This is a genomic window from Skermanella rosea (assembly GCF_016806835.2).
Lineage (GTDB): Bacteria > Pseudomonadota > Alphaproteobacteria > Azospirillales > Azospirillaceae > Skermanella > Skermanella rosea.
On record NZ_CP086113.1, the window covers coordinates 284,068 to 296,605 of the forward strand.

Annotated in this window: 9 protein-coding genes; 4 read left to right on the plus strand and 5 right to left on the minus strand. The window is 66.1% G+C overall.

Features of this window, described 5'->3' with window-relative positions; translation table 11 throughout:
• Positions 1-82 precede the first annotated feature (82 nt).
• The gene (locus JL101_RS32690; RefSeq protein ID WP_203103414.1) at positions 83-1,276 is read right to left on the minus strand and encodes a hypothetical protein; all 1,194 of its coding nucleotides are present in this window, start codon (positions 1,274-1,276) and stop codon (positions 83-85) included.
• 624 nt (positions 1,277-1,900) lie between these two features.
• Between JL101_RS32690 and JL101_RS32695 the strand changes: the two genes are divergently transcribed.
• Entirely contained in the window at positions 1,901-2,875 is a 975-nt protein-coding gene (locus tag JL101_RS32695) for a recombinase family protein (RefSeq protein WP_203103412.1), read from the plus strand.
• Between the two features lie 72 nt (positions 2,876-2,947).
• Here the strand turns inward: JL101_RS32695 and JL101_RS32700 are convergent, their stop codons facing one another.
• The 3 genes from JL101_RS32700 to JL101_RS32710 are packed head-to-tail and all read right to left on the minus strand — an operon-like array spanning position 2,948 to position 6,865.
• Complete coding sequence (locus JL101_RS32700) at positions 2,948-4,405, minus strand: TniQ family protein (protein WP_203103410.1); 1,458 nt, start codon at positions 4,403-4,405, stop codon at positions 2,948-2,950.
• Positions 4,402-5,274 (minus strand): TniB family NTP-binding protein, encoded by an 873-nt coding sequence (locus tag JL101_RS32705; protein ID WP_203103408.1) that lies wholly within the window; start codon positions 5,272-5,274, stop codon positions 4,402-4,404. Before JL101_RS32705 ends, JL101_RS32700 begins: the two co-directional genes overlap by 4 nt.
• Complete coding sequence (locus tag JL101_RS32710) at positions 5,267-6,865, minus strand: Mu transposase C-terminal domain-containing protein (RefSeq protein ID WP_203103407.1); 1,599 nt, start codon at positions 6,863-6,865, stop codon at positions 5,267-5,269. Before JL101_RS32710 ends, JL101_RS32705 begins: the two co-directional genes overlap by 8 nt.
• Before the next feature lie 499 nt (positions 6,866-7,364).
• Here JL101_RS32710 and JL101_RS32715 point away from each other — a divergent pair, with 499 nt between their 5' ends.
• Positions 7,365-8,276: a recombinase family protein gene (locus tag JL101_RS32715; protein ID WP_203103405.1), complete on the plus strand. Its 912-nt coding sequence runs from the start codon at positions 7,365-7,367 to the stop codon at positions 8,274-8,276.
• Between the two features lie 208 nt (positions 8,277-8,484).
• On the opposite strand, the gene JL101_RS32720 is transcribed toward JL101_RS32715, so the two are convergent.
• Positions 8,485-10,161: an extracellular solute-binding protein gene (locus tag JL101_RS32720; RefSeq protein WP_203103403.1), complete on the minus strand. Its 1,677-nt coding sequence runs from the start codon at positions 10,159-10,161 to the stop codon at positions 8,485-8,487.
• A 436-nt stretch (positions 10,162-10,597) separates the two neighbouring features.
• On the opposite strand from JL101_RS32720, the gene JL101_RS32725 reads away from it, so the two are divergent.
• Both JL101_RS32725 and JL101_RS32730 read left to right on the plus strand, forming a co-directional pair.
• On the plus strand, positions 10,598-11,533 hold the full coding sequence (locus tag JL101_RS32725) for a sugar ABC transporter substrate-binding protein (protein ID WP_228435636.1): 936 nt from the start codon (positions 10,598-10,600) through the stop codon (positions 11,531-11,533).
• Between the two features lie 123 nt (positions 11,534-11,656).
• Positions 11,657-12,445 carry an SDR family oxidoreductase gene (locus JL101_RS32730; RefSeq protein ID WP_228435601.1) on the plus strand — a complete coding sequence of 263 codons (789 nt, stop codon included), beginning with the start codon at positions 11,657-11,659 and terminating at the stop codon, positions 12,443-12,445.
• The last annotated feature ends 93 nt before the right edge of the window (positions 12,446-12,538 follow it).

The window sequence follows — 12,538 nt, forward strand, 5'->3', positions numbered from 1 at the left end:
CGGCCCCGATCGATCCGGGTATGGCGATTCCGCTGGCTGGGTCGCTCGCGTCCCGTCGGCATACGAATCATGCCGACAGCGTTCAGGAAGGGGGCCGGCTCCCGGCCAGTCCCGCCAACGTGCGCTTGGTCCGCGCGATCGCCCGGTCGGTGTCCGCCAGCAGCGCATCCAGATCGACCGGCATGTCAGGCTGATGACGGTGGGGCAGGGCGGAGATTTCGAGCACCGGCCGCACCGGCTCCTCCAGGTCCCGATCGGACTCCGGCTCGTCCCGGAGCGGCGGCCGGCCGATCATGCCGGCCTGCGGGCGGCGAGGCCCGGCAGTGGCCAAGCGGAGCGGGGCCAGGTCGGGCAGGCCGTACAGGCGATGGGTCCGCCGGCCGGTCAGCTCGACCGCGACGCCGAGACCGACCAACTCGTTCAGCGCCGTCGTCGCGGCCGGGATGCTGCGGCCGAGCACCCGCGCCAGCTGGGCCGGTCCAAGGGTCGGCGCGGACGCCAGCAGGGTGACGGTGCGGGGCAGGGGAGAGTCGGAACGGACGGCCCGGCGCCGGCCCTGTCCGGCCGGCCCCGGCAGACCGGCCCGCCGCTCCAGGGCGTCAAGGGCGTTCAGCCACGCTCTCTCCATCGTCCCCAGCAGACGGACACCCTCGTCCGCCTCTTCCGCCAGGGCGTCGAGGATCGCGACGAGCCGCCGACCGGCGGTGGCTCGGCCGTCGCGCAGCGCGGCATCGCCGGTCAGGTTGGGACAAAGGGACCGCATCAGCCCGCGTTCGACCAGCAGCCGGGGGATCGCCGCCCGGATCGCGCCGCGGTCGTCGGATCGCTCCAGCCAGGTCATCAGGCCGGCGGCGGCCGTCGACAGCACCGGGCTGTCGGCCGGTCCGGAACGCAGGTGCGCCAGCGCCGTCCCGACCGCCGCCTCCAGTTCGGTCCGCTCGCTGTCGGGATTCTCGGCCGGCGGCCCGGCGGAGTCCGCCGCCACGGCCATCAGGCGGTGATGCCGGCAGGCCAGCAGGTATCCCGCCATCTCGATCGAACGGTCGACCAGCGACTGGCGGCGATCCACGGTCAGCCGCAGGCCCTCGATCATGGCACCCAGGCGGTGCGGGTCGACGCTGTGTCCATCGGTGGCCGCATGCCGGCATGCCGAGGCGAGGCGGGTTCGATGCCGCCATGCCGGCGCCAGCGGGTGGCCGGTGACGGCGCTGTCGAGCCGGCCGAGCGCGGCTGCGGTGCGCTCCAGGGCCAGCAAGCTTGCGCGGTCGCCTAGCATGAGACCGGGATCATGCGGCGTCGCGCGGCAACGCTCCCGTCGGGAATGGTCCGCCCCGCCATGGACTCTCCCTCGGCTCCGCGTTTAAGGCTATCCTGCTTATCCCTTAGAACAGCCGTGTTCCGCCGTCAACCGTTCGCGGTACCATCGCGCCGACTGCCGTCTCCTGTGATGCCTGCGTCCGCCGGTGTCGTTGTCGGGTAGTTCGTGTGAAAAGCCTGATTCTGGTGGGTTGAGCACCCTGTCACGTCCCATTTTGAAGCCCGGATCATGCGAAATCTTCAGGCCGTTCATGCTAAAAGCTCGCCATCCGGATGTGGGGCATCACCGCACGTTGTTGAAAAACAAGCTTTTTTCAAGAAGAGAGGTTCGGGACGCGGCCCGGTCAGGGACCTGACCGTTGCCCGACATCCCGCCGCGTCCGGACGCCGAAACGCCCTCGCGGTTCATCTCGTTCCAATCGGCAATCCCAACCGGCAGCACGGAGCGCAGCCGCCCTCACCACCGCCAGGGCACTTACGTATTTTACCAAACGACCGGTTGCTGGCGGCTGCCAGTTTGGTAAAATAGCCTGACAGGGGGCTTTTCCGGTTCGAAAAGCTCCCATCACCGGAGACTTCCATCATGGCGCTGATCGGTTACGCCCGCGTATCCACCGACGAGCAAACGACCGATCCGCAGATCGACGCCCTGAAGGCTGCAGGTTGCGCCGCCATCCACCGCGAACACGGCTCTGGCGGCGACCGCGCGCGCCCGGAGCTGAAGCGCGCCATCGAGCGCTGCGCTGGAGGCGATGTCCTGGTCGTGGTCCGCATCGACCGGCTGGCCCGCTCGCTCGCCCACCTGCTCGAGATCATCGAGACGCTCGATGCCCGGGGGGCGGGGTTCCGTTCGCTCGGCGACCCGATCGACACCACCAGCCCGCAAGGCCGCTTCACCTTGCAGATCCTCGGCGCCGTCGCCGAGTTCGAGCGCGCCCTGATCCGGGAACGCACGAAGGCCGGCCTGAAGGCGGCCCGCGAGCGCGGCCGTATTGGCGGCAACCCAGGCCTCCGGCTTCGCTCAGACGCGGCCGTGCGTGCTGTTCATAGCGCTCGCGAGGCCCGGCGCGACGCTGACGTGCTGCGGGTCGCCGATGACATCCTGCACCACGTCCGGGAAATGCGCCCGGCCTATCCCTGGGAAACCGTGGCCCGCAGCCTCGACAGGGCAGGGGCGCGCCGCCCGGATGGTGGTCGCTGGACCGGTCCGGCCCTGGGGCGTGCGGTGCGCCGACTGGTCCGCGATGGCTTCGTGGACGCGAGCGTTCTGGAACGTACCCCGCGCCGCCGCGACACCGACGACCTGGTAACACTGGTCGCCATGGCGGTCAGGACGCTGAAGCCACCAACCCTGGCCAACATCGCCCGCCATCTCGAGGGACTTCACTGCCGCACGCCGCGCGGCGAAACCCGCTGGTCGGTGTCGTCGGTGCAGAATCTGCTGGGCCAGGCGGTCGCACAGGGCCTTCTTGAAGACCGGCCGCTTCCCGCACCAGAGGCTCCCCGCCGGCGCGGCCGCCCGCCCAGATCGCTCAAATCCAGCGTGACGCAGGGCTGACCCGTTGCCGGGCGGGAAGCCCTCAGCGCTCCATACCGCGGTCGCTGAGAGAGACCCAGGCGCTGCCAGCGGTTATGTCCCGCCATGCCCCTGGTTCAGACCTTTGATCGCCGTTGCCGAGAGTTTGCGAAGCAGCGCACGCCGTTGGCGGGCACGGAGTCTTTTGGTGGGTAGGGGCCCGTGGGCCTCCAAGGCAAGCCGAACGGACTGGGCGATATGGTCTTCCACCGAAGCCGTTCTCTCTGGCGCTCGCCTTCCTGGCGTTGGATCCGGTTTCGCCATGAACCGCCACAAGCCGGCCCGTGTGCTCCAGGTGCGGCGTCGCCATGCGTCCCGGCGCGCTTGTCCGATCAATCCCGCGGCTTTCGTGCCGGCGGCCACATGCCGGTAGCGAAACGGCCCGGCAATTGGGAACTGGGACATACGTTGAGGATGGCGTTTCCTGATCGCGGCGGAAAACAGGATGCCGGTCCAGGCAGCGTGATTCCAATGCGCCTCGGCCAGTCGCTCCGCGTGGCTTGGATCGTTGCTCCAATGCTTGGTCAGGGCAATGGCGAGTGCGGAGCGGACGCCATCGCTTCCCCAGTCCCGACGCGACAGGGCCTTCCCCGTTAACAGTTGGGCCAGCATCTCCCCCGGCCAGAATTCAAGAAGCAGGTGGATCAGGGCTGTGAATTGCTCAGCATCCTGCGCGGTTTTCTGGTCGACCGGGTTGATGGTGTGCAGACCGGCAAGGAGCGTGTGGAGCGGATTTGCGACGAGGTGCCACGCCAGAACCAGGGAAACGGCCGGATCGTTCCGCGCGTCCGGTGGCAGAGGCAGCGGTTCACCGTCCCCATTCCGGGCGAACGCACGCACGATGCGGAACCCAGCCTGATCGCGCAGCGCATCAAACTCGGCGACACGGACGCTGAGATAGGCATTCAGCAGATGGACGAAACGCACGAAAGCGCCAACGGTGATGGCGGGAGCCAGACGTTTGCCAACGATGCTCGCAAAGGCCGTCGGATCGAAGGCAGCACGGTCGAGAAACGTGATGATTTCCCGCACTTGGCCGTAGAAAGGCGCCAGGGGAACGTCAGCCCCCACCTCCACTGGTTTGAGGCATGGGGGGTGGTCCGGACAGACCACACGCCAGACGGCCCGTGCGTGAAGCAGGCCAACCGGCCGCCCAGCCCGGCGTGAGGCTTCATTCGCACAGGCTGAACAGGGAACACGATGGCGTTGGCAGGCATCCTCCAGATCCTGATCAAGACCGGCGAAGGTCATGCCGAGCAACACGTCTTTGGCGATTCCGGTGTCGGCCTGAAGCCGCTTGATCATGGACGGCAACGGCCGGATCACCAAGTCCCGCTCGATCAGCGGCGAGACCCACCGGCGCGGGATCTCCAAACGCCCGAAATACTCCCGCATGGTCAACCCGTAGGTCTGCGCAATGGCCGCGATCCAGCTGCCCAGCGCCTCCCCCGGGACCGGCAACGGCACGACCGGCAACGCCGGCACCGTAGAGAAGAGCGTCCTTCCCGTCATGCTGGAACCGGCAGGCTGACGTAATCCTTGATCATCTCGGGCGTGATTCGCTCTTCACTGGAGCGGATGGCGTCGATGCCAAGGTCGATGAACGTTTCGAACAGCTTGGCGGTCCCACCGCCGCTGTGGGCCAGCAGAGCCTTGAGAGCCCGTGCTGTCAGAGGCGAGGGGCGGCGCAACGGCAGGGACCGCAGGATGCTGCCGACCAGAGCCTGGAACTCATCACCGGCTCCCCACATCGGCAGTTCGACGAAGCGGAAACGCCGCGTCAGTTGGCGGTCGTGCATCAGGGCTTCGCGGGCGTCCTGGATGCCGAACAGCACGAGCGGAATGCCCAGTTCGTTGGACAGGTTCCGGATCACCGCCAGCATCACGCGCTGCTGCCGGACGCTACCCATCAGCATGTTGTGCGCCTCGTCGATCAGGATCTGGCGGACGCCCACCAGGCGGTAGAGGGCGACCACCCGGTCCGCCATGAGCGGGATGCTGCTGCGGGTTTCCCCGACCGGCGCGTCAATGGCGCCGAGCAGCTTGATGTAGAACCAGCGGACATCGCACATCGGCGGCATCTCCAGACCGACCACCGCCACGCGCCGGACACCGGCTCGCTTGTCGAACACCGCCGGGTGGTCCCGCAGGTGCTTTTCCATGATCGTCGACTTGCCCTGCCCGGACTCGCCCCAGACCAGCAGGTTGGGTTTGATCACGCCGTTCGGTTGGTTGAACTGGTCGCCAAGCAGATCGAGCACCACGCGGCAGCGCGGGTACTCGGTGAAGCGACGGGCCTGAGTCCGGGCGATGCGTTCCTCGGGGGGCAAGGCGATCACCTCCAGCGCCGACTTTCCCAGATGCCCGTAGACTTCAGTCATCCCAGTCCTCGGTTTCGTAGTAGGGCAGTTCAAGCGGGACGTCGTCACCATCGGGCACGACCTGAAAATCCGCGTCGATCGTTCGTGTGGGCTCGGCTGCCGGCAGAGTCGGCCCCGATCCCGGTCGTGCGCCGCGCGCCCGTTCCAGCCGAGCCCGCCGGCTGCGCCCGCTGGCCTCCTCCACCAGCTTGCGCCGGGCCAGCACCATGTCGAAAATCATGGCTTCGTCGACGCCGGCCTGCCCCTGACGGCGCAACGCACGGGCAGCTGCTCTCAGCTCCCACTTGGAAATCGCCGGGCGGCGCAGGTTGCGATATGGGACCTCCAGGTACTCGCCCGACATTCCCCGTATGAAGACCTTGGACAGGTTGGCCGGATCGTAGTGGACTGTGACCTTCCGCTTGTCGTGGAGAAAGGGCGTCAGGGCGTCGTGCCAGTAAGAGATGTTGAACAGATGGACGCCGTCACGCTGTACCGCGCGATCCTCGAACGGTAGAAAATCGCGGTGGAACGTCCGGAGGTCGGCCGGCATCCGGAAGGTCCGACCCTCGGTGTCGGCCGCCCATCTGGCGTTGGGTGACGTGCCGATGCCCTCATGGAAGGACGCGTGGTGTTCAAGGATGATGCTGGCTACCAGCCACTCGATCTCGGCGATGGTCAGGCAGGCATTTCCGGCCGGATCGTAGACGCCCCGCTCCTTGATGTTGGAGAAGGTGGTGCCGGGCAGCAGGTGCAGTTCCTGCATAAGATGGCCGATGCGGCGTTCGACATGCCCGCCCATGTGCGGTGTCGCCGGCGGCCGGTACCGCACCTCGATGCCGTAATCTTCGCAGGCCCGGGTGAACGCCTTGGAGTGAAACTCCTTACCGTTATCGACGTGGATGATCTCGCACAGCCCGGCGACCGGCCAACGGGGCGGAAGGCCGCGCGCCACCAGCCAGTCGTTCTTGTCCATCACCGCGTGGGCGACGCATGCCGCCACACTGGATGCGCCGGGAGGATCGAAGGTCAGGTAGAAGCCGCAGTACATGCGGGTTCGAATGTCGATCGCCAAGGTGATGAAGGGCCGCCCGATGACCTCCAGCGTATCAGGTTCGACAGCCATGATGTCGGTCGGAGTATGGTCGATCTGGACGATCTCCAGGGAGCGTTCGGCCTCCAGCGAGCCGCAGATCGGGGCGAAGTCGTCCCGCGCTCTCTTGCGGCCGTGGCGACGCCTGGTCTGTTCCCGCTTGCTGATCGCCGTCAGCCGACCCTCGACGGTCTCCCGCGCCGGCTTCGGCAATCCCTCCGCCGTGCATCGGGCATGGATGCCCTTCATCAACTTGGACTTCTTCGGTTTCAAAAGCCTCAGGTACTGGGTCTGGATCTCCTCCTCGATGATCGCTTCGACACGGCGGTCGAGGCGTCGCTGCCCAGCCTGCGGGCCAGGGGTCTTCGGCAGCAGGGAGCGGGTTCGGGGATCGGTCCCGTAGGCTTTGAGCAGACGATAGAGATGGTGCGGGCTGAGGCCAAGATCAGCCGCGGCCGTCGTCATCACCTCGCTGCGGGTGCCGTAAACAGGCGGCTCCAGAACAAGCTGCCGGATCACACGCTCACGGTCCCGGGCAGCCTCCCAGACCTCGTCCGGTACGCCCGTCAGCGGCTTGTCACTGCGTGGATGTCCAGCACTTTTCACTCAATCCACCCTCAGCTTTTCACCAGAATAACTCTCCTTTTCTCATGAACCTCTCTGAGGAAAGGGACTAACCACCGCGGAATCCCTGACCAACTTTTCGCATCAACTACTCTGCGGTGACAGCCGGTGTCGCCGTCGGGTGGATCCGTTCAGACAAGAGTGGGTCGGGTTGGAAGCCGTCGCCCGTCGGCCTCCGGCGGTTTTCGCCCGGTCCCGCGGGCCGACGTGACCGCCCCGGGCACCTCCGGGGACGCCAGGGCTTTCGTCGCGCGCTGCGGGCATGCCCACGGGACGGCGGCGGCAGCCGGAACATGCCTCCACATTCATCCGGGTGGATAAGAGCGACTGATATTCTGTACAAAGGCGGCGGGGCGCCCGCCCCGCCACGTAGAACCCGCAGGAGAGGTCTCCGATGGCCCTCATCGCCTACGCCCGCGTCTCCACCGAGGACCAGTCCACGGACTCGCAATTGCTCGCCCTCCGGCAGGCGGGCTGCTCGACCATCTTCGAGGAGCACGCCTCGGGCGGCGACCGCGACCGGCCGGTGCTTGCCAAGGCGCTCGCCAGCCTGAGGAAGGGCGACACCCTGGTGGTCGCCCGGATCGACCGCCTGGCGCGCTCGCTGTTCCACCTGCTCGAGGTGATCGATGGCCTGGAGCGGCGCGGCGTCGCCTTCAAGTCGCTCGGCGACCCGATCGATACCACCAGCCCGCAGGGCCGGTTCGCCCTGCAGGTGCTGGGAGCGGCGGCCGAGCTGGAACGCGCCCTGATCCGCGAGCGCTCGGTCGCCGGGCTCCGGGCCGCCGTGGCCCGGGGCAAGGCTCCCGGCAATCCCGGGCTGCGCCGACGGGACCCGGCGGCGCTCGAAAAGGCGCGCCGGGGCCGCGCCAGCGCCCGCGATGACCTCGTCATCCTGTACGCCCAGGACTTCCTGCCCACCGTGGAGGCGTTGCGCCCGACGGCGCCGTGGGACCGGGTGGTGCGTGCGCTGAAGGGGGCGGGCAGGAGCCGGCCCTGGGACGGCAAGCCGTGGACGCCCAACAGCCTGATTCGTGCCGTACGGCGGCTGGCCGCGGCCGGACTGATCCGCCGGGACGTCCTCGACCCGGCGCCCAAGCGCGTCGACAGCGACGACCTGGTCCTGATGGTGGCGGGCCTGGCGCGGTCCGAGCCCGGCATCACGCTCGACGGCATCGCGCGCCGGATGCAGGCGATGGGGCAGCGCACGCCGCGCGGCGGCCTGCGCTGGAGCCGCTCGTCGGTGAAGAACCTGCTGGACCGTGCCCGGGAACAGGGGCTGATACGTGAGGAGCAGCCGGCCTGACGGGACCGCCCGCCGCGTTCGATGGCGACCGGGCCGGCCCAGGCGCGCACAGAAGCCACCTCAGATTGCTGAACGACGTCGGTAGAAAACACAGCGATGCCGTGGTCGATTTGTATTCTCTAGCGTGTGAACCGGGGGTGCGGAAGAACCCGAAATCGGAGGGCGGATTCCGCCGGAATATTCGAAGCTTATCCACCACGAACGGTTTTCAGTAACGGCCGTTTGCCCGCATCATGGCATCGACACGGGCCTGCGCGGATTCCAACGCTGCCGCGATCGTCTTCGCGCCTGTCAGCATATCGTGGATCTCCTCGCCGGCAATGGAGACGATTCGGGGTAGCTCGGCTATCGGTGGGCGAGGCCACATCTGCAGCAGGCCCGTGCGTGCCATCTGGTCGATGGCCGGAATGATGGGCGAGATGGCCGAAACCTGAGGGTCGCTGCTGACACTGAACCTTGGGCTGACGACGCTGCCGTTCATCAGGTACAGCTTGGTGGCGCTGGGGGAGGTGAGGGTGCGCAACGCGGCCCAGGAGGGCTCGATCCGCTCCGGCGCCAGATTGGCCGGGATCGCCAGCGCATAGCCGCCAAGCGGCGCCACGGGGTGGCCGGCCGGGCCGGGCGGATGGGGCAGGTAGCCGGTGTTCCCACGAGCGGGGGAGGAAGGATTGAGTTCGAACAGCGGCGCCAGGAGGGAGTAGCAATAGGCCATGGCGACCTTGCCCTGGGCGTAGCATTGCGCCCGTTCATACCAGGACATGTTGAGGATGTTCGGTGGTGAATAATCCAGCAGGGCGCGCAGGTATTCCGCCGTTTCCCGCGCCGCGTCGGACAGGAACATCGGCTTGAAGTTCCCGCCTTCGACAGTCTCGCCGTCGAAGCCGTCGCCTGCCCTGCGCAGGTTGATGACGGGCTGGCCGAAGGCCGCCATGATCATGATGAACGAATGGCCGACCGGTGTTCCACGGGCCGCATTCCAGGCGATACCGCTGAAGTTGCGGCCCGGTGCATGCAACTGGCGAGCCGCCTCCAATGTGTCGGCGGCGGTGAGCGGCGCCGGGATGCCGGCTTCCTCGAGCAGGTCCTCGCGATAGCACATCAGTTCGGGCGTGGTCTGGACGGGAATGCCGAACTGCCCGCCGTGATAGCGGGTGCTGGCCACCGCTTCGGGATGGAAATCGGAGATGTCGTGTCGGTCCCGGGCCAGCAGATCGTTGAGCGGCAACAACATTCCCTGAGATGCCAGTTCGCCGAACCAGGGCAGGTCGCACGCGATGATATCGTAACGTGAATTCGGTGCTGCGGCATTCCTGTGGATCTCTTCGCGCAGCCGGTCGATCGTGAGCGCCCGGCTGCCGATCCCGACGCCGAAGATCATCTCGAACTGCTTCTTCAGCGTGTTCATCGCCATGAAGGTGGGGTCCGCATGGACCAGGATGCGAAGGTCCCCCTGCAGGTTCAGCTTCTTCTCCAGGACGGCCGGCGGCGGGATGATCCGCGCCGACATGTAGGAGGCGCCGAAGAAATAGTCATTGCCGTGTCCCGGCCGCGTGTCCATGCCGAACACGGACCCCAGCAGCGTCTTGATGCGCCGCGCATATTCCTCCCATTCCCGGATCAGTTCGGTCGACGGATGGAGCGAGTAGGCCCTGCCGGCTTTCGTGCGGGGCCGCTTGATCACCAGCCCGCGCTCGATGACGCTGGTGACGGCGCGCGATGCCGTTCCGTAGGTCAGGCCGGATGCTGCGGCCAGCGAGGACGGGGTCGTCAGGCGGCCCGCCAAGTGGTTGCGCATCAAATGCACCATCATGCGGACTTCCCGATAGCCGCCGCGCATCGCCAGCGCCTGTTCTGTCTCATCCTCCAGACGCTCGATGAACTCCACGAACCGGGACAGCTCCGAATTCGAGATACGCGGGGGCGGGATATGGCCATTCGTGCCGTATGGCCCTTCCGACAGGGAATCTGGTTTCGCTCCTGCGCCTTGCGCGGTCCTTTTCACGTGTATCGACATGGTCCTGTCCAGTTTGGATGTCGGCCGTCCGGTGCTGCCTCGCGTCGGATTTGGCAAGCATAACAGCCGTCGTGCCGCCGGTGCCGAATCTTCCAGTTCACCTGAATTCATCCATATTGAATTGATATCAAATGGCTTTCTCCAGCTTGTGGGCCACAAGATGTCCAAGATGGATAAATTAGCCGGCGCATTTTTATGCTGCCTGGGATTAGCATTGAAAATCGAAAGGGGCGGTCGGCCGGAAAGAGCACTGCGAAGCCATACCAATCAAGTGCGACAGCCTCCAAATAAACCTGGGAGAAACGTCATGAAGGTCGAGACACTTGCCGTTGCTGCGGCGATCACAATTGCTTCCACCGGCTTCGTTTCCGCTGATACCATACGGATCGGCATTACCCAAAACAATGTGGGTGTTGACAGTTATCAGACAACCTATGAAAAAGCATTTCTGGAAGCGGCGAAGGCCAATCCCGATGTCGAGGCCGTGGTTCTCGACGCTGGCGGCGATGTCGCCCGCCAGATCGGCCAGTTGCGGGACCTGGTCCAGCAACGCGTCGATGTGATCATCATCTGGCCGACCAACGGCCAGGCCGTGGTCCCCGGAATCCGTCAGGCCGATCGCGCCGGCATCCCGGTCGTGGTGACCAATTCCAAGATCGCCGAAGCGGGCAACGAGTTCATCGCGGCATTCTCCGGTCCCGACAATATCGCCCAGGGCCGCCACGCGGCGGAAATGATGTGCGAAGCGCTGGATGGCAAGGGCCAGATCGTGCAGATCGCCGGTCAGCCGGGCTACACCACCGCCATGGAGCGCGCACAAGGTTTCGAGGAGCGGCTGGCGGAGGCTTGCCCCGATGTCGAGCTGATGGAAACCCAGCCGGCCGACTGGAACCGCGAGAAGGCCCAGCGGGTCATGGAGAACTTCCTGACCAAATACGACCGGATCGACGGTGTCTATGCCGGCGACGACAATATGGGCGTCGGCGCGCTGAACGCCGCGAAGGCCGCCGGACGCAAGGACATCGCTTTCATCGGCGCCACCAATTTCGCGGTCGGTTACGAAGCGATGGAGCGGGGCGAATATTACGGATCGGTCTATCAGTCCCCGGTCGAGGATGCCCGCAATGCCTTGAATACCGCTGTCGCCGTTGTCAAAGGCGAGGAAGTTCCGAAGTTCAATTACTTTGACACACCCAAGATCACCAAAGACTCCGTCGCCCAGTTCGATAAGCCGGTGTTCTGATCCGACCGGCCGACAGGCCGCAACAGACAGCCACGACTACTGAAATCACGCGGGGGAGCTGCCCAGCCGGGCGGCTTCCAACCCTCACCACATTCAAAATCAGGCCAAAATCAGGAGCAGCCCATGGGCACGATGTCGAACCGCACATGTATCGTCACAGGATCCGCCAAGGGGATCGGCCGGGCGATCGGCGAAGCCCTGCTTCGCGACGGCGCCAACGTGGTCTTCGCCGACCTGGACGCGAGCGTCACCGAAACTGCCGAGCAGGCGAACCGGCACGCCGACGGCGGCCGCGCCATCGGCATCCGGATGGATGTCACCGACCGCGCCGAGGTGCGCGGGGCGGTCGAGCGCACGGTGGAGGAATTCGGCTCGCTCGACGTGATGTTCAACAATGCCGGCGTCAACAAGCCGATGAACTTCATGGACGTGACTGAGGACAACTGGAACTTCATTATGAAGATCAACGGGCTGGGTGTGCTGATCGGCACCCAGGAGGCGGCCCGCCAGATGATCGCGCAGGGCAAGGGCGGCAAGATCGTCAATACCGCGTCCATCGCCAGCCGCCAGGGCTTCGACAACGTCGCCCCCTACTGCGCGTCCAAATTCGCGGTTCTTTCGCTGACCCAATCGGCCGCCCGCGCGCTCGCCAAGCACAAGATCACGGTCAACGGCTTCGCCCCCGGCGTGGTCGCGACCGAGCTGTGGAAGCAGCTCGACAAGGACCTGATGGAGATCGGCGCCAGCGAGCGGCCGGGTCAGGCCATCGAGGAGTTCTCGACCGGCATTCTGCTTGGCCGGCCGGCACTGCCGGACGACCTGACCGGGACTACGTCGTTCCTCGCCTCTCCGGCATCCGACTACATGACCGGCCAGATCATCATGATCGATGGCGGCATGATCCTGGTCTAGCGAGCCTCGATCGTAGGTCGGCACACGCAAGTCCAGGCAAGTCCAGGCGAAGAAATCGCCACGCCGGGAGCGCGGGTATCCGCTCTCCCGGCG

What these genes read in the sequence shown, in the direction of transcription:
- JL101_RS32695 (WP_203103412.1), top strand. Translation starts at nt 1,901, where the DNA reads ATGGCGCTGATCGGTTACGCCCGCGTATCCACCGACGAGCAAACGACC.
- JL101_RS32725 (WP_228435636.1), top strand. Translation starts at nt 10,598, where the DNA reads ATGAAGGTCGAGACACTTGCCGTTGCTGCGGCGATCACAATTGCTTCC.
- JL101_RS32700 (WP_203103410.1), bottom strand. Translation starts at nt 4,405, where the DNA reads ATGACGGGAAGGACGCTCTTCTCTACGGTGCCGGCGTTGCCGGTCGTG.
- JL101_RS32730 (WP_228435601.1), top strand. Translation starts at nt 11,657, where the DNA reads ATGGGCACGATGTCGAACCGCACATGTATCGTCACAGGATCCGCCAAG.
- JL101_RS32690 (WP_203103414.1), bottom strand. Translation starts at nt 1,276, where the DNA reads ATGCTAGGCGACCGCGCAAGCTTGCTGGCCCTGGAGCGCACCGCAGCC.
- JL101_RS32715 (WP_203103405.1), top strand. Translation starts at nt 7,365, where the DNA reads ATGGCCCTCATCGCCTACGCCCGCGTCTCCACCGAGGACCAGTCCACG.
- JL101_RS32705 (WP_203103408.1), bottom strand. Translation starts at nt 5,274, where the DNA reads ATGACTGAAGTCTACGGGCATCTGGGAAAGTCGGCGCTGGAGGTGATC.